The organism is Verrucomicrobiales bacterium (assembly GCA_016793885.1).
Classification (GTDB): Bacteria; Verrucomicrobiota; Verrucomicrobiia; order Limisphaerales; family UBA11320; genus UBA11320.
On sequence record JAEUHE010000035.1, the window covers coordinates 53,681 to 72,293 of the forward strand.

Genomic DNA, 18,613 nt, shown 5'->3' on the forward strand with positions numbered 1-18,613 from the left:
CCTCACGCCTCGGTTTTCGCAAAAACCTGTTGCGCAACCGCATGCCGCCCTACTGCATGGATTGGGCTAAAGGCGGAACTACGTACAAAAACCAAGCCTCACCCAGACACAATCGCGCCCGGGAAGACTCGCTACTGTTTCTGGCGCGCTTCCGCCCCCTCCTCCCTCGCCCACAATCGATTCACCACCCACAACAATAGCGAACCTGTGACTAAGAACACCGCTGTCAATGTCCAGGCCAGGAGCATTCTTCCGTATAAAAAATTCCCGACTGCAAACAGCGACGACCAAATCATGGCACACCCGGCCGAGCAGCCCAACAGCGCCAGAGGAATGTTCTCGCCGCGCGCGGCGCCCTCGGCTTCGGTCATACCAGCCTCACGGCGAATCGTATTCCACCCCGGACCCGCCGGCCGGACCTTGCGGTAGAACTTGACCAACGTTTCTCGATCCGTCTTGGGCCCGACATAGGCCGTCAGCACCCAGCAGAACGTGGTGATCACGATCGTGGCGATCAGCGCTCCGTGAGTGCTCATTTCCCACTGATACTGCTTCTTGAGAATCAGCAGCGCGACGGAGGTGCCGAAGGAGCTGATCATGGCCACCACCTCACACCAGGCGGTGATTCGCCACCAAAACCAGCGCAACAAATAGAGCAACCCCGTCCCCGCACCGATTTGCAACATGATGTCGAAGGAGTCCTTGGCGGAATCGAGCAGGTAGACCACCGCTGAGGATGCCAGGAATAGCCCAAGGGTGGTGATGCGTCCGATCAGCACATAGTGGCCCTCAGTGCCATCCCGTTTCATGAAGCGTCGGTAGAAGTCATGGACCAGGTAGGAGCCTCCCCAGTTGAGGTGGGTCAGAATGGTGGACGAGTTGGCGGCAATCAGGCCTCCCACCATCAAGCCGATGAAGCCAGCGGGTAAGAGGGTCAACATGGCCGGGTAGGCGATGTCGTGTCCCAGTAGCGATGGGTCCAGGTTCGGGAACGCCTTTTGAATGTCGGACAGTTGGGGATAGACAATCAGGGAGCAGAGCCCAACCAGAATCCAGGGCCAGGGCCTCAACACATAGTGCGCGAGATTGAAAAACAGCACAGATCCCAGCGAATCCTTTTCCGACTTGGATGCCAGCATGCGCTGAGCCATGTAGCTGCCGCCTCCCGGCTCCGCGCCGGGATACCAGGTCGCCCACCATTGGATCGCGATCGGCATGATAAAGATCGCCAAAGCCAGATCTGCGTTGTTGGTGAAATCCGGGAGCACGTTGAGGTACTCGAGGGTGGTCTTGCCGTCCGGAGCTAGCATCGGGGCCGACAGCTTCTGCACCATGACGTCCAGCCCGCCGACGTGCTTAACTGCGAAATACGCTGCTGCGATCACCGCCGTCATCTTGATGAAGAACTGGATCATATCGATGACCAGCACCCCCCAGAGGCCAGAGTGGGCTGCGAAAGCCACGTTCAAGACCCCACAGGCCAGCAGCGTTTGCCAGCGTGGCATCCCGAACAACAGATTCGCGATCTTACAGGCCGCCAAGTTCACCGACGCCATGATCATGCAGTTGAAGAACAGCCCGAGATAAATGGACCGGAAACCTCGCACCACACTCGCCGCCTTACCCGAGTAACGGAGTTCGTAAAACTCCAGATCCGTCATCACTTCCGACCGCCGCCACAGCCGAGCGTAGAGAAATACCGTCGCCATCCCCGTCAGGACATATGCCCACCAAACCCAGTTTCCAGCGACCCCCTGACGCCGAACGATGTCCGTGACCAAGTTGGGAGTGTCACTGCTGAATGTCGTGGCGACCATCGACAGACCAGCCAGCCACCAGGGCACGGATCGCCCCGACGCGAAAAACTCTGAGGTGCTTTTGCCGGCGCGTTTGCCGAAGAACAGAGCGGGAACGAAGCAGATCAGTAGGGACCCCGCCACTATCAGCCAGTCGATCAATTGTAGTTTCATGCCGTGATCGCAACCCGGCCAAGCGCGCAGGAACCTGAACAAGGGAACCACTGTCCGGATCGACCGGGAGGTGCGTGGCCGCAGACCTTAGCGATGTCGATCTAGATTGGCTACCAATTGTCACTCATCGACCAAACCTACCTCACCCCCCGGTGGTGCACCTATTCACCGCCAAGCGAGGTCTGTCCCCATCTGCGGCAGCGTGGCCTGTCCCCTTTTCGGTTTCGCGGTCCTTACCCAAACCGTAGCCGCCAAAAATATCATAAAAGACTGATGTACAACGTGTTATGATCTACTGATTGCTGCTTAGACAGTTGTGCAGGCAAAACTCTCCCTATGCATTGTGGGCGAGGGAATCGTCCAACACGGACGATGCTACATTGTAGCGTGGGCCGTCTCGGCCCATTGGGGGCGTGGGAGGGGACGGCCGAATGCATCACACAAAGCCACGAAGCCACAAAGCTCTCGGAGGGAGGGGAGAAAGACGTTGAGACGTTGTTGCCCGCGGATGACGCAGACCACACTGAGGAAGCAGTCGGATCAGACGGGGAAGGGAACTGGGTTTGTTTTTTCCTCCCTTACGGCCCGGACCTAGGTTCATAGGCTCGGGAATCTTCGTGGCTTTGTGGCTTAGTGCGAGACCCTCGGGTCCCGCTGCGCTTGGGGAATTGTCCGTGGACGGACAACACTAAACACCCCCCCCTGCCCCTCCATCAAAGGTCCCCGCAGCAACTATTGTGGGCGCTCGGCTCATCGCCATGCTCCTCCGCCCCACAGTGGCGTTCTTCTGCGTTGGCAACTTCGGATGACGTCTTCACATCGGCCGTTGCCGGCTCCGCCTGTGCCCGCGGCACCCCCTTCTTGAGATGCACCAGCAACAGACTCATATCCGCCGGACTTACACCGCTGATCCGACTCGCCTGGCCGATGGTTTGCGGACGAATCTTGGCGAGCTTCTGCCGAGCCTCCTTGCGCAAGCTGTGCACCTTATCGTAATCGATACACTCCGGAATCTGCTTATCCTCCAACGTTCGGAATCGCTCCACTTCCGCCTCCTGGCGATCAATGTAGGACTCGTACTTCAGGGCGATTTGAACTTGCTCCACCACCTCTTGAGGCAAATCACTGCGCCGCTGCGGCAGGTCAGCGTAGGTCATCTCTGGCCGCCGGAGTAACTTCGCCAAAGTGTCGTGACCTTCCCTTGTCGACTCCAACCTTTCTGTTTCCAACCGGATCAACTCGCGCTTGTGGTAAAACTGTCGGTAGTTTCGTTCCGGAAGCAGCCCAATCTCCCAGGCCACATCACAGAGCCGAGCATCCGCGTTGTCCTGTCGCAACAGCAGCCGGTACTCGGCCCGACTCGTAAACATCCGGTAGGGCTCCGTCGTTCCTTTGGTCACTAAGTCATCGATCAGCACCCCGATGTAGGCCTGATCCCTCCCTAACACCACCGGTGCCTTCTGCTGGACTCTCCTGGCTGCGTTGATGCCCGCCATTAAACCCTGAGCCCCTGCTTCCTCATAACCCGACGTCCCGTTGATCTGTCCGGCCAGGAATAGGTTCGCGCATGCCTTCGTCTCTAAGGAAGGCTGCAACTGCGTGGGGAATGCGAAGTCATACTCCACGGCATAGGCCGGACGCATAATCTCAGCGTTCTCACACCCTATCACCGTGCGCACCATTTCGATCTGCACCTCGAACGGAAGACTCGTCGAAAACCCATTTACATAGATCTCATCCGTCGTCGTCCCCTCCGGCTCCAGAAAGATCTGGTGACGCTCCTTCTCCGCGAACTTCACAATCTTATCCTCAATCGATGGACAATACCGCGGCCCAATCCCCTCGATCACCCCCGAATACATCGGCGAGAGATGGAGATTCGCCCGGATGATCTCCGCCGTCCGATGCGTCGTATAGGTTATATAACAGTCCATCTGGCCGTTCAGCCGATCCAGCATCGAGCCAGGTGGGTACTTTCCCGCTGAATGCCCTAGCTCCGATGGCGATATCCCGGATTGTTCCACGTGGAACAAATCTTCTTTCCAGTAGCTAAAGTAAGGGACTGGTTCGTCTCCGGGCTGGCTTTCGGTTTTGGAGAAGTCAATGGATCGCTTCAGTAGTCGCGGTGGGGTGCCGGTTTTCAGGCGGCCAAGTTCGAGGCCTAACTCCTTCAGGCTGTCGCTGAGACTCATGGCGGCGGCTTCCCCTGCCCGGCCGCCTGACTGCTGGGTGGCGCCGATATGCATGAGTCCACGGAGGAAGGTGCCGGTGGTAACAATGACACAGGTTCCGTGGTATTGGACGCCTAGGGTGGTTTCGACACCGTAGGCCTTCTGCTCCCGGAAAAGGAGTTTGGCGCTCTGGCCTTGCTTGCAGTCCAGATTCTCTTGGCGTTCGCAAATCCACTTAAGTCGAAACTGATAGGCTTTCTTATCGCACTGAGCGCGCGGAGCCCACACCGACGGGCCCTTTTTGGTGTTCAACATCCGGAACTGGATTCCGGTCATGTCGGTCGCTTTGCCCATCTCTCCGCCTAAAGCGTCGATCTCCCGCGTGAGATGACCCTTAGCGAGGCCCCCGATGGCGGGGTTGCAAGACATCTGGCCAATGGTGTCGAGGTTAATGGAGAGGAGCAGGGTGGTGCAGCCCATGCGCGCCGAGGCCAAAGCCGCCTCAACGCCAGCATGTCCCGCACCGATAACGATAACGTCGTATTTCTTAGGATAAACGAACATGAATGAGTCCCGTACCGACCGGGACGCTAGCTTGCGCCAGCGATTCGATAAGATCAACCTTGGAACGGTGATTGTAATACGTGTACGTATAATCGGGAAATCGTCTGCGATGGCACCTCAGGATTGCATTCCCAGGGACCAGGAGAAACGCTGGGCGGCGTGAGCACGAACCCAATTCAGTTGTCCCACCTGGGATGATCGTGGCGTCTCTGGCCAACAGTCTCGTGGTGGGGGTGGGAACCGTTCTGGTTTCCTTGGGCGCTGGCGTGGTGGTGGCGTTGTGGGCTCGGACTCTCTCTCGACTCGGCCAACAGCTGGTCTGGCTGGCCTCGATGATCACTCTCATGCTTCCGTCCTTCTTGGTAACGAATACCTGGCTGGATCTGGTGGGCACGCCGGCGAGCCCGTGGGAGGGAGCGCCCCCTCTGCTTTTCACGATCGGCGGGGTGATTGGGCTGCTGTCTCTGCAATACTGGGCCTTGCCTGCGCTGGCATTAACCGCGTGTTGGTCGGCGATGCCTCGATGCTGGCTGGAGATCGAGCCGGAGTTGCGCGGCTTCCGGCTCTTCCGACGTCTGCTCGCTCCGACCAGTCGTGACGCCTTGCTGCTCTCAGGTTTCCTAGTCTTCGCCTTGAGCATCAATCAGGTGAGCGTGCCGACCTTGCTGCAAGTGAAGGTTCTGGCCGCGGAAGTCTGGACGCGGTACTCCACGGATCTCGATGCCTGGGCCGCTCTGCGCACCGCTTGGCCGCTCTGGGTTGTGCCGCTTGGCGTAGTGCTGGGATGCCGCACTCGCTGGCTGGGGACGCCGTCCTGGAATGGCTGGGTCGCGTCCACGGTTTGGAAGCAGCAGCTGGGCCGAGGGCCTGTGCGAGCCTTGGGCCTCGGGGCAGGGCTGCTTTTGGCTTTGGCCCTGGGTCTTCCGCTTCTCCAGTTGGTGATCAGCCGACGGACCTGGGCGGAGCTGCCTTCGGCCTTTGCAGCCGGATTTCCCGCCATGATCACCTCGATTCGCTATGGGGCGATCGTGGCCACGATTGGCCTGCTGGCCGGACTCTGGGCCTTTCGCCACCGGGCTTTCTCGGACCGGCGGTCGGGGTTCGATTCTGAGGCGAAGGATCGACGCGACTCCGTCGTGACCGGAGCTTTGGCCCTCGTCTTCCTCGTTCCTGGAATGCTGCTTGCCATCGTCGCCATCGCTTGGGCCGGAGCGGTGCCAGTGTTTCCGCTCTACGGGACCTCGAGCTTGGCGATCGCCACTCTCACCGTGCATGTGGCGGTCATCGGATGGCTCGGAGCCAAGATGGCTTTGAGTCGGGTTGATCCAGGTTTGCGGGATGCCTTGGCCTTGATGCCTCTCTCCCGACGCGACGCGGGTCTGCGGGTGGTGTGGCCTCAAGTGAGCTCTGGTTGCGCTGCGGCCTGGTATATTTTGTATTTGATCGTACTCTGGGACGTGGAAGTGATGACCTTGCTGCAGGTCCCCGGTGGGGAAACGCTTGCGCTCAGAATCTTCAACCTGCTCCATTACGGGCACAACGACCAAGTGAACGCCCTGTGTCTTCAACTGATTCTTGCCGCCGCTTTGCCCTGGATTTTGTGGCGACTTGGATCTGGCACGCTTCGGCGCCTTTCTGGTGTTTCACGGGCGGGTCATTTGGGCCTGGGCAGAGCAGGGGAGCTGGGCTTGCTCGCGTCTCCATTCTTCCTCAGCGGCTGCACCCCCTCTTCCCCCACCTCCGCTCCGCTTGCCTCGGCCCCACTTCCCAGTGCGCTGTTTGAGCGTGTTGAAATTCTCGGCCAGCGGGGGACGGCCGCCGGCCAGTTTAACAAGCCGCGCTCGCTTACGGTGGATCGAGAGGACAATCTCTATGTCGTCGACCTGACGGCTCGGGTGCAGAAGTTTTCCCCCGACGGTCGATTCCTCCTCATGTGGCAGCTGGCGCAGACCGACTTGGGAAAGCCCAAAGGGATGGCTTGTGACCAGGAGGGAAACATTGTGGTGGTGGAGCCGCACTACCAGCGGGTGAATCATTTCACCACCGATGGACGCCTGGTTCGCCGCTGGGGAACCGCGGGCACCAATGCGGGCCAGCTCACTCTTCCGCGTTCAGTAGCCGTGAACGCTCAGGGACGCCTGTGGCTGACGGAGTACACGCTTGTCGACCGGGTACAGTCGTTCCGACTCCCTGAGCCTACCTGGATTAGCGTTTTCGGGCGGCCGGGTCTCGGCAATGGAGAGTTCAATCGGGCGGAGGGTATCGATGTGGACGCCTCCGGCCGTTTGTTCATTGCTGATTCCTGCAATCATCGCATCCAAGTCTTTTCATCCGAGGGCGAGTGGCTGCGGGCCTACGGTCGCGCCGGGGCAGGGCAGGGCGAGCTGAGTTATCCGTACGATGTTAAAGTGGATGGCCAAGGCCGGCAATTCGTGTGCGAGTTTGGGAATAGCCGTATCCAGGTCTTCGACGCCGCGGACCGATCCCTGGAGGTGGTCGGGGGCTATGGGTCTGCTCCCGGACAATTTGGCAACCCCTGGAGCATTGCGCTCGACTCCCGCGGCAATCTATATGTAGCGGATTCCGGCAACCACCGGGTGCAAAAGTTGATTCGACGCTAACCAGGTATGCTTTTTCAATTCACCCATCCGCTCTGGTTGCTGGCGCTCGTGCCTGCCCTGGGATGGGTTTTATGGGTGGCCTGGTTCTCGGATACCTCGCTGACGCGCTGGAAAAGGAATACCACGCTGGCGATTCGGATACTGCTGGTGCTCCTGGTCGTCGCGGCGCTGGCTGGGCTGCAGCGACGCGAGCCGGTGGATTCCATGAACGTCTTCTTCCTCCTGGATCGGTCGGACAGCATTCCCTCGCCGCAACAGGAGGCCGGCCTGCGCTATGTCAATGAGGCGGTGCGACAGAAGGAGCTTCGGGACAAGGCGGGCGTTTTGGTGTTTGCCGCCGATGCGGCGCTGGAGACAACGGCCAGTTCCATGCTCGATCTCCAGCGGATCAATGCGGTGATCTCCGCCGAGCGAACCGACATCGCAGCCGCCATCCGATTGGGCACTGCGGCTTTTCCGGAGGAAGGTCAGAAGCGGTTGGTGCTGGTGTCCGACGGAAACGAAAACGTGGGTGATGCCATGGGCTCGCTGCTGGCGGCCCGGCCTCTGGGGGTCACCCTGGATGTGCTCCCTCGGGGGGTCGAGAGGGCAGGGGATGCATCGGTGGAAAAGGTGACGGTGCCGTCGCGTCTGAAGAAGGGTCAGGCCTTCGAACCCAAGGTGTTCATCGAGGCCAGTCAGAATCAGAATGGAGTGCTGCGCATCTATCGCAACGATCAGCTCTTGGGGGAGCAAAAGGTGGTCCTGACGCCCGGCAAGAATTTGTTCTCGTTCTCTCAGCAGCTGGATGACTCTGGATTCTATCGCTACGACGCCCAGCTGGAGGTCGGCGGCGACTCCTTGCCTCAAAACAATCGAGGCACCGCCTTTACCGGGGTGCGAGGCGAGCCACGCGTTCTGCTGGTTTCCTCGAACCCCTCACAAGACGCGCCCCTCCTGGCCGCGCTGCGCAGCGCTCGGCTTCAGGTAACGTCCGTGGATGTGCGAGCCATGCCCACATCGCTCGCCGAGCTCCAGAGTTACGAGGGAATCTTTCTCAGCAATGTGGCGGCGGGAGACTTTAGCAGCGGCATGCTCCGGACCATCGAAAGCCTGGTCCGGGATTTTGGGGTTGGCCTCGTTTGCATCGGGGGGGACCAGGCGTTCACTGCCGGTGGCTACCGCGGAACCCCGCTGGAGGCCGTGCTGCCAGTTGGCATGGAGCTGGACAGCAAAAAAGTCCTGCCCAAGGGCGCCGTTGCGATGGTGATGCACGGTATGGAATTCGCCAACGGCAACCAAGTGGCGCGCGATTGTGCGCTCGGGGTGCTCGAGGCTCTCAACGCTCAGGACGAAATGGGCGTGGTGCTGTGGGATGGGGTGGTTCGCTGGCTTTTCGAGTTGGCACCCGTCGGCGACAAGGAGGAGGCGGGAAAGCAGATCGCCGGCATGAACCAGGGCGATCTGCCCAGCTTTCAAGAAGTGATGGAGCGCGCCCACGCCTCGTTGGCCAAATCAACGGCGAACCTCAAACACATGATCGTTTTCAGCGATGGCGATCCCGGGCCGCCTACCGATGCGCTCATGCAGGAGATTCGCGATGCCCGCATCACGGTCACCTCCGTGCTGATCTCGGGACATGCCGGTCCTGATACGATGATGGCCATCGCCGCGAAGGGAAATGGAAGATTCTACGATGTACGCTCTCCCGATGAGCTGCCCCAGATTTTTCTCAAGGAGGCGGCGGTCATTTTGAAGTCTGCCATCTTTGAGGACCCGTTCCAACCGAAGCTGGCCGCGGCGAGCGAATTGATCCGCGGCATCCCGCCGGCGGAGTATCCCACCCTGCGGGGCTATGTTTCGACCTCGCCCAAGGCCCGTGCCGAGACGCCATTGGTATCGGACAAGGGGGATCCCATCTTAGCCCATTGGCAATATGGGCTGGGACGGTCCGTAGCCTTCACTTCAGATGCGCAGGCCAAGTGGTCGGGCGCATGGTTGTCGTGGGATCGCTACCAGCAGTTCTGGTCGCAGATCGCCCAGTGGTCGTTGCGTCGCTTGGACAATGCCGAGTTCAATACCGAGGTCAACATCGACAAGGGCGAAGGCCTGATCACTCTGGAGGCCGTCGATGAACAAGGCAATTACCGCAACTTTCTCAACCTGCAAGCCGTGGTGGTCAGCCCGAAGGGAGAGCGGCAGACGGTGCGCTTGGAACAAAACGGGGCCGGACGTTATCAGGCGCGCTTTGCAACGCGCGAGGTGGGCGCGTATGTGCTCAATGTGATGGAGATGAAGGACGGGAAGGTGCGTGCCTCCCAAGTCCTCGGAGCGAGTGTGAACTTCTCTCCGGAGTTTGCGGCGCCCAGCCCAAACCTGAATTTGTTGCACCGTCTGGCCGAAGCGGGCGGAGGCAAGGTTTTGGATCCAGCCAATCCCCAGGATGTCCCTTTCCGGTTGAATCGAGAGAAGACATTTCAAGCTCACGATCTTTGGGAGTGGCTGCTCAAGCTGGCTGTGGTGCTATTTACCTTCGATGTGGGTCTGCGACGGGTGGATCTGGATCCGGAGGATGTTGCCAAGTTTGCCAACCGCTGGCGGCGACGATTGTTCTTTTGGAAACCATCCGTGCCGGAGGGGAAACCGGAGGAGTCGCTATCAGCCCTGCTCGCGCGTCGTGATCAGGTTCGCAGCCAGCAGCCGGCACCGACCGCCGATCCCGCTTTGTTCCGTCCCGCCCAGCCGGTGGTCGAAACGCCAATCCCAGCTTCGGCCACCGTGGGTTCAACACCAGCAGCGTCGCCCGAAGCACCGTCACCCGCATCGGCCGCGCAACCCACGCCTACGTCCACCACCAGTCGACTCCTGGAAGCCAAGCGCCGCGCCCAGAAAAAGCCCGACTAGCAGGCCGTCGGACTCGCGTCCGGTGGGGACAGGTCCGACAGCCTGACCCTATGGAGTGCGGTAGACCCCTCTAAGCATTACCCACAAGTTCCTCGACCATATGTTAGAATCCCAAAGGGATTCCCCCTCAAAGCCCAGGGTTGGCGCGAAGCCGGAGCGCCTACCCTGGGTTAGTCGTCGTTCTCTCACAACCCCATCGCGGGTTGCGACTGGATCGGCTAACACCCCCAACCAAACCGCAACCCACGATGGGGTTGACCACGAAGTGGTCCGAAGAGGCTTATAGTTCACTCGTGTGAATTCTATGGCGTTTTCCCCAGGGTAGCTCGTTCCTCCCAACCCTGGGCTTTGAAGCGCAATCCCGTTGGGATAGGGACCGAAGCATTCCGAACTTGTGGGTAATGCTTAGAGACCCCTACCGCTTTGACTTTCCCAGCGGAGCTGGGATCCCCCTCCGGGGGTGCCGAAAAGCTGTAGAGGGCTACAGCACTCCATAATCACGGCGGCTCCTCCAATCGGGTAAGTACCCTCAGTCGGCCCGGCCTTCGCAAATCCTTCTGCAGATCTGTGGGGTCCTCGTGTTCCGTGGGCCCTATGTCCCCGCTTCGATTTCCGAGGGCCGGCTTCGAACCTGACGTGATCTTCTTTGGCCGCAGAAGGCCCTGAATTGGCTAAAAAACGAAGAGGTGATCAAAATGCAACACTTTGATTACTAAGAACTACCTTGTTCATACTCGCCAGAAAACGCTTTCAACACGGAAGTTAAGGAGGTGTCAAAAAACTCTTTTCGTAGATGGCAAGCACGCTGCTTAAGGGGGCATGCCGCATTCAATGAACAAATTGAAGCACATCGAGAACGTCGCGACTATCCCCCTGAGGGAGACGCGCCTTCATACCAAGCCGGTTTCGTTCGTGCCGCGGCGATTGAACTCCAACCCCCGTCTTGGTTAAGCGCCTATGAAAAAAATCGAAGCCATTATCAAACCTTTCAAGCTCGAGGAGGTAAAGGATGCCCTCAGCGAAGTCGGCATTGAGGGAATGACCGTTACCGAAGTCAAAGGCTTCGGCCGCCAGAAGGGTCACACTGAGATCTACCGCGGCAGCGAATACACGGTCGACTTTCTCCCGAAGATCAAACTCGAGCTGGTCATCAGCGACGGGCAGGTATCCTCGGCAGTGACGGCGATTATCAAGGCCGCCAAAACAGGGAAGATTGGCGACGGTAAAATTTTTGTAAGCCCGGTGGAGGAAGCCGTGCGCATTAGAACTGAGGAGAAAGGAGAAGCAGCCGTCTGAAGCTCGCTCAGCTAGAACCACACTATCCCAATGATACCAATGAAAAAGTCTCTCTCTCTACTGGCCTTGCTGGCCTTCGCCCTGTTCGCCTCGTTCACCGCATCCGCCGCCGATCCTGCGCCTCCGTCCATCGAAGACCGCTTGGCCGATATCGAGGCGTATATGAACAACACGGCTCGACAAACCAACGCCCCCTCGAACATCGCCGGACCTGGCCCGGGACATAACGCCTGGCAGATGGTGTCCACCGCCTTGGTCTTGTTCATGACGCTTCCCGGTCTTGCCCTTTTCTACGGCGGCTTGGTGCGCCGCAAAAATGTGCTGTCCGTGCTCGCCCAGTGCATGGGCATTGCCGGTTTGGTGACGATCCTCTGGTGGCTGTGCGGCTACAGCTTCTCGTTCTCGGGCTCCAATCCCTTCTACGGAGATCTCGGCAACGCCATGTTCCAAGGACTTGAACCGGGCAAGGTCGGTGCCGGCTATCACTGGATCAGTGATATGATGTGGGCAATGTTCCAGCTGACCTTCGCCATCATCACTCCCGCGCTGATCATCGGCGCCATCGCCGAACGCATGAAGTTCTCCGCGGTCCTGCTCTTCGTGGCGCTCTGGATGTTCGTGGTTTACTTCCCGCTCGCCCACATGGTGTGGGCCACTTCCGGTTTCATGTGCGGTGCGCTGAACCCGAATGCGGGCATCAAGGCTCTCGACTTCGCTGGTGGAACGGTGGTCCATATGAGCTCCGGTTGGAGCGCTCTGGTCCTCTGCATCATCCTCGGCAAGCGCGTTGGCTTCGGCAAGGTTCCGATGCCTCCGCACAGCATGGTGATGTGTATGATCGGCACTGGCATGCTCTGGGTGGGTTGGTACGGGTTTAACGCCGGCTCCGCTCTCGGCGCCGATGCCATCGCTTCCAATGCCTTCACGACCACAACGCTCGCCGCTGCGACCGCCGGGTTCGTCTGGGCGATGACGGAATGGTTGATGCGCGGCAAGCCCAGCGTCCTCGGTTTCTGCTCCGGCATCGTGGCGGGTCTCGTGGTGGTAACTCCGGCGTGCGGTTTCATCAACACGAACGGCGCCATGGTGATCGGTGTTCTCGCGGGCATCATCCCTTACATCGCGGTGGCTAAGCTCAAGGCCTGGCTCGGCTATGACGACGCCTTGGATACCTTCGGTGTTCACGGTGTGGGTGGCACGCTCGGCGCTTTGCTCACCGGCATCCTGGCCGATGAAAAGGCCAACTCGGTGGTGGCCGGTGTCAAAGACGGGCTGCTCATGGCCCAGATCAAAGCGATCGTGGTCACCTTGGTCCTGTCGGTGGTGGCCACCGCTGTCATCGCGTTCATCGTGAAGGCGGTTGTGGGTCTGCGGCCGAGCGAAGAGGTTGAGACCGCGGGTCTCGATCTGGCTGAACACGGCGAAGAAGGTTACCACGGCTAAGCCGCGGCCTTCGATCGCTGGAGTGGTTTTCACCACGCCGCGCCAATAATGACGGTCCGTGAACCGTCCTTGGCGCGGCGTGTGTCTTTTTTGGGCTGGCACCAAACACCGTCGGCGCGAGAGCACGCCTGTTGTGAGATGCCGAGACTTATGGGATCGCGCCGACGGCGTTTGCTGGTAGGATGCACTGCGTGCGGAGGTATGCCTTGGGAATCGCAGGACGTGCTCTCCATGAACCAAGCCTCGTTACCTCGGCCCCTACACTCAGGACTGTAGGGGACAACGTAAGGAGTCCTTGGGGCCGCCTATTGCTCTCGCGCCACAACGAATTTCGATTCTTCACTCAAGGGTCTTCTGTCTTCCCGCACGCAGTGCCTCCTAGCCCTTGAAGGGGTCCGGCCCACTCATGCGCGCCGGCAGATAGAGAGTAAACACCGACCCGCGCCCAACCTCGGAGTGCACATGCAGGCCGCCTCGGCTTTCCTTCAGCAGCCGTCGCACAATGCACAATCCCAGGCCGGCGCCCTTGCCGGAAGGCTGTCCGGAGAAGTAGGGCTCGAAGATGCGCTCCAGGACGTTCGGAGCGATGCCCGGGCCGTTGTCTGTCACCGAAAGCGCCATCAAGGGCGTGATATTCTGAAACTCTTCCCGGTTGATAAACCGCTCGTTCTCATTGTCGTTGAAGAGGGAGATGTCGAGCGGCTTTAACAGGACCTGCCCGCGTACTTCCACCACATGACGCTCGCGTGAGCACTGCAGCCCGTTGATCGTGATGTTCAACAGCATTTGGATGAGGTCGGTGCCATTCAATAGCACCATCACATCCTTGGGCAGGGGACGAATTTGCAGCTCATGTCCGCGGGCATCGGGCAGCGCGCGCACCAGATCGCCCAGGTCGGTCAGGATCTGGTTCACCCACACCTTGCCCGATTCCTGAGAGTTGGGCGTGAGCAACCGAAGATAGCGTCGCGAGATTTCAATGCAGTTGGTCACCTGCCGGGTGACGCGGCGCATGCGATCCTTGATGACTTCCAGGTCCTCGCCATGAACGGAAGACTCCTGGCTGAGTCGCTGATTGATAATCTGGACCAATCCCGAAATGATGGTGAGCGGACCGTTGATGTCGTGGATGATGCTCGCGTAGATCTCGCCCCGTGTGCGCATCGTCTCCTCCTTCACCTTCAAGGCATGGACCTGTTCGCGAATCTCTTCCAGCCGCTGAATGTTGTCTTGGACCTCCTTATTTGTGGTCCGACGCAGCATCGCCGTCGACAGCACCGAGCGAATCTGCTTCACGTCGAAGGGCTTGTTTAGATAGTCGCAGGCGCGAAGTCGCAGAGCCTTGCGCAGATATTCGGGCGTCTCATAAGCGGTGAGCATCACCACTTCGATGGTCGGATCGAGCTGGCGAACCTCCTCCAGGAGCTCCAGACCAGTCATGCCTGGCATGCGGATATCCAGGATCGCGACATCGACGCTTTGCGTCTTCAGCAGCTCCAAGGCACCGCGAGCGCTGGACGCCACGAAGATCTGGTAGTCCTCCTGGAACACGAGCCGCAGCGACTCCCGCGGGCCTTCTTCGTCATCAACGATCAGAAGGCGCGGCAGGATGGCGGGGCGGGGCGGGGCTGGCTCACGGTGGTCGGTGAGCACAGCAGTAGCGCCGAGTTCATTTCGGCTTTCCAACGGCAACGGTGTTGGCATGACTGCTTTTGGGTCGCGATAAACGCTGGTGACACTCCGCAGGACGGCCACCCAGCCGTCGCCTCTCCCACCTGCTGCCGCCTGTCACACGGTAAGCCGCTGGGATAGCGGAGTTGCGCTGCACGACTTTCTTCGGAGCTTGGAGGGGGAGGGGACCCCCCGATCCAAACCAGAAATAAGTCTCCTTTGCGCTGCTAATCAGGGGATGATCAGCAGCTTTCCGGAAACCCCAGCGGAAGTGAAACAAACCAACGGACGAGAGACTCCTCCCCCTTCCGTCAGACATGAATTGAAAGACGTCTCGAGACGCCCCGGACCAGGACCTCTGCCCATGCCTGCGGGCAACCCAAGGTGCAAGAACCTTAAGAGAAGTTAAAGCGCTATAGGTAGGGCACTCACATCCATGTGCCCGCCTTTTGACCATTATAACATCCATGCTCAAGGGTGTGGCGGATTAGTTTGGTGGCCGAATAGTAGGTGAAGTCTTCTAGATCTCAAGCGGAAATTCGCTAGCCCTCCTGCGGGGCTTTCCTTAGTTTTGGCGAGTGGGTCTCAATAAATCGCCCGGTCGGTCGATGCTGAGATGGCCCTTACGTCGGGTTTCGCGATGAAACGACAACTGCGAGTGCTGGTGTTGGAAGATTCTGAGTTCGATGCGCAAGTGATGATTAGCTTGCTGCGCCGCGCCGGCTACGACCCCTTTATGCACCGGGTTGAGACCTCGGAAGCCTTGGCCGAGGCGGCGACGGAAAAGGTGTGGGACATTATTCTCGCGGACTATAACCTGCCTACTTTCAATGCGTTAGATGCGTTGAAGTATGTGCAGAGCATCGGGTTGGACTTGCCGTTCATCATCGTTTCGGGGGGGATCGGCGAGGACATCGCTGTGGCGGCGATGAAGGCTGGGGCGCACGACTACCTGATGAAGGGGAACCTAAATCGGTTGGCCCCGGCGGTGGAGCGGGAATTGCGTGAGGCGTCGATTCGATCCGACCAAAAAACCGCCAAACGTGCCCTCCAAGAGAGCGAGGAACGCTATCGCTTGTTGTGGGAAACCTCCCCTGACGGCGTGGTTTTGATGGATGAGAACTGTCACATGCAGTTCGTTAACCCCGCTGTGGAGGAGGTTTTTGGCTATCCACCCGATGTATTGGTTGAGAAGCCGTTCTCGATCCTGCAGCCCGAGCGGTTGCGAGGCCTGCTCAGGACCAAGCTGGAAGAGACCCTGAAGGCGGGAGCTGTGCGAGTCCGCTGGCGGAACTTGGAGACCATTGGGTTGCGGAACGACAAGACCGAGTTCCCCATGGAAATCAGCATGAGCGACATGGAACTCGACGGACATCGTCGGTTCGTCTGTTTCATTCGCGACATCACGGCCCGAAAGAAGGCCGAGGAAGAGCTGCGCGAAAAGCAGGAGCAATTCCGGGTCGCTCGGGAGATTCAACAGCGACTCTTCCCCAAGAGTGCTCCGGAGCTGAACGGGTTTGAGATTGCTGGTGCTAGCTTTCCGGCCGATGCCGCCGGCGGGGACTACTTTGACTACCTGCCCATGCTGAATAACCAGCTTGGTGTGGTGCTAGGTGATGTGAGCGGACATGGGATCGGGCCGGCCTTGTTGATGGCCGAGACCCGGGCGTATCTGCGGGTGTTAGCGGGCCGACGCCACAATGTGGGCGAAATTCTAACCCGAGCGAACGCCATTTTGGCGGAGGACGTAGGATCTTCGCGATTTATCACCCTGTTCATGGCGCGACTGGATCCGGTGACACGTTCGATGGCCTATGTCAGTGCTGGGCATCCGCCGGCCTATGTGATTGATCGGGAAGGCAACGTGAAGCGGGAGTTACCGCGGACGGGCTTACCTCTGGGACGGCGTCCTAACACCGAATATGCCGAGTCTTCGGTCCTCCAGCTTGACGCTGGGGATTTGATCGTTCTGTTGACCGACGGCATTGAGGAAGCTGCTGCTCCCGACGAGGAATTGTTTGGGATAGAGCGCGCCTTGGAAGTGATCCGAGCCCATCGGACTGAACCCGCACGAGAAATCGTGCAGGCTTTGTATGAGGCCGTGCAGGAATTCGCTGGCAAAGGCCCACAGCTCGATGACGTCACCGCCATCGTGATGCGCGTTACCACCTAGCCTCCCGCCTTTCCACCCTCCTTCCTTGTAGCGTCGTCCGTCCCCGGACGATTCCCCCTCCCATCCCCTGTAGGCGACGAGGTCACGAGTCGTTCCCCTCGGTTCCCGCCCCCCTGTAGCGTCGTCCATGCTGGACGAATCCCCGTCCCTCTCGGTTCCCATCCCCATCCAATCCGATCGAAAAAGATTCCGATTGAAACGTAGGAACGGGTTCTTCATATTGGTCAGGCTTCCTACGGGCGACCGTGGGGAGCCCATGGTCGGGGCGTAGCGTAGCTTGGTAGCGCGTCTGAATGGGGTTCAGAAGGTCGTGAGTTCAAATCTCACCGCCCCGACCATTTAAGTTTTTCGACTTTGAGTCCGCTGTTTGGGAGTAGCCGGCCTAAGTCTTGGCCCATGTTGCTGAGACGGTTCTGCGAGAGAGCGGGTGGGCAAGCGACCAGAACAGCACGAACAGAGCAGTACAGGATCGATTAGGTTCTTCACCCGGCGGGGTAGCCAAGTGGTAAGGCAGGGCTCTGCAAAAGCCTTATGCGTCGGTTCGATTCCGACCCTCGCCTCCAATTCTAAACACTTCTGTGTGAGCGTTTTGAGAGGGTCGAGAGCCCTGACGGGCACCAAAACGGGCACCAACTTCTGGGCTTATCTTAACTCGGGGCTTACCCAAGTTAACTCGCCCACTACTTGAGCAACCGTTTCGGTCATCGGTTCGGATACGTCTTCGAACACGTCATCCGCATGAAGAACCGATACCGACTCGTCAAACGGGGAGAACGCAGCACCTACTACTGCGTCGATTCGACCACCGGCAAACGCGAGAGTCTTAACACAAAGGACCGCGACGCCGCCGAACAAATCCTCATCGCCAAGAACCAAGCCATCCGGCAACCCTCCCTCAACCTTCAAATCGCCAAAGCCTACCTGGCGGGAAGTGATTCCGGGGTGGCCACCCGCACGTGGCGACAAGCCCTGGACTGGATCATCAACTCCAAGCACGGCGCTACGAAGGAACGCTGGTTCCGCGCCGGACGCCAGGAAGTTCTGCAGCCCTTGCTCGATCGCATCATCATGGAAACCACCGCCGAGCAAATTCTGGACGTAGTGAGGCGCGGGACGGTCAGCACCAACGTCCACCTCCGCAAGCTCCACAACTTCTGTATCTCCATGAACTGGCTCCCTTGGCCCATCGTTCCCAAGCGGCAGTGGCCGGAAGTCCGATACGGTGAAAAGCGTGCGATCACCTTGGAGGAACATCAACGAATCCTCGATCGCGAAGGCAATCCCGAGCGACGATCCTTCTACGAGCTCTGCTGGCACATTGGCGGATCCCAATCCGACATCGCCAACCTGACTGCTGACGACATCGATTGGACCCAACGCACCATCGCCTATCGCCGTCGCAAAACCGATCAAGTCGCCATCATCCATTTCGGATCTGAACTCGAGAAGGTTCTGAAAGCACTTCCCAGCAGCGGCCCCCTTTTCCCCTACCTCCGAAGTGTTCGCTGCGGTGATCGGGCGACGGAATTCAAGCAACGCTGTCAGGGACTAGGCATCGAGGGCGCCACTCTGCACTCCTATCGTTACGCATGGGCACAGCGTGCCAAGAAAGCGGGCTACCCGGAACGTTTCGCCATGCAAGCCCTCGGTCATGCCAGCAAAGCCATCGCCCGCGCGTACGCCAAAGGTGCCGATATCCGACTCCCATCACTGGAGGAGTATGAGGAGCAGATGCTAGATAAAGTTGTGCCCATTAGCACAGTCAATTCGGGCGTTTTCAAAAGCACAGAACGGACATCGCGATAACATCATAGCATTGCA

At 59.1% G+C, this 18,613-nt stretch carries 9 protein-coding genes and 2 tRNA genes; 8 read left to right on the forward strand and 3 right to left on the reverse strand.

Annotated features, from left to right (window positions below; translation table 11 throughout):
• Positions 1-131 precede the first annotated feature (131 nt).
• Positions 132-1,970, reverse strand: a complete 1,839-nt coding sequence (locus JNN07_04725) for a Na+:solute symporter (GenBank protein MBL9167025.1) — start codon at positions 1,968-1,970, stop codon at positions 132-134.
• Between the two features lie 713 nt (positions 1,971-2,683).
• On the reverse strand, positions 2,684-4,705 hold the full coding sequence (gene mnmG / locus JNN07_04730; GenBank protein ID MBL9167026.1) for a tRNA uridine-5-carboxymethylaminomethyl(34) synthesis enzyme MnmG: 2,022 nt from the start codon (positions 4,703-4,705) through the stop codon (positions 2,684-2,686).
• 194 nt (positions 4,706-4,899) lie between these two features.
• Between mnmG and JNN07_04735 the strand changes: the two genes are divergently transcribed.
• The 4 genes from JNN07_04735 (at position 4,900) to JNN07_04750 (ending at position 12,948) form a co-directional block, all read left to right on the forward strand.
• Complete coding sequence (locus JNN07_04735; GenBank protein ID MBL9167027.1) at positions 4,900-7,326, forward strand: hypothetical protein; 2,427 nt, start codon at positions 4,900-4,902, stop codon at positions 7,324-7,326.
• 6 nt (positions 7,327-7,332) lie between these two features.
• Complete coding sequence (locus JNN07_04740) at positions 7,333-10,209, forward strand: VWA domain-containing protein (protein ID MBL9167028.1); 2,877 nt, start codon at positions 7,333-7,335, stop codon at positions 10,207-10,209.
• A 957-nt stretch (positions 10,210-11,166) separates the two neighbouring features.
• A complete protein-coding gene (locus JNN07_04745; GenBank protein ID MBL9167029.1) occupies positions 11,167-11,505 on the forward strand; it encodes a P-II family nitrogen regulator in 339 nt (112 codons plus the stop codon).
• A 39-nt stretch (positions 11,506-11,544) separates the two neighbouring features.
• Complete coding sequence (locus JNN07_04750) at positions 11,545-12,948, forward strand: ammonium transporter (GenBank protein MBL9167030.1); 1,404 nt, start codon at positions 11,545-11,547, stop codon at positions 12,946-12,948.
• Positions 12,949-13,326: 378 nt separating this feature from the next.
• Here the strand turns inward: JNN07_04750 and JNN07_04755 are convergent, their stop codons facing one another.
• On the reverse strand, positions 13,327-14,652 hold the full coding sequence (locus JNN07_04755; GenBank protein MBL9167031.1) for a response regulator: 1,326 nt from the start codon (positions 14,650-14,652) through the stop codon (positions 13,327-13,329).
• Between the two features lie 607 nt (positions 14,653-15,259).
• Here JNN07_04755 and JNN07_04760 point away from each other — a divergent pair.
• The 4 genes from JNN07_04760 to JNN07_04775 all read left to right on the forward strand — a co-directional run bounded on the left by JNN07_04760 (position 15,260) and on the right by JNN07_04775 (position 18,598).
• Entirely contained in the window at positions 15,260-16,792 is a 1,533-nt protein-coding gene (locus tag JNN07_04760; GenBank protein ID MBL9167032.1) for a SpoIIE family protein phosphatase, read from the forward strand.
• 261 nt (positions 16,793-17,053) lie between these two features.
• Positions 17,054-17,130 (forward strand) — tRNA-Pro (locus JNN07_04765).
• A gap of 150 nt (positions 17,131-17,280) precedes the next feature.
• A tRNA-Cys gene (locus JNN07_04770) sits at positions 17,281-17,355 on the forward strand.
• Positions 17,356-17,530: 175 nt separating this feature from the next.
• A complete protein-coding gene (locus JNN07_04775) occupies positions 17,531-18,598 on the forward strand; it encodes a tyrosine-type recombinase/integrase (protein MBL9167033.1) in 1,068 nt (355 codons plus the stop codon).
• Positions 18,599-18,613 lie beyond the last annotated feature (15 nt).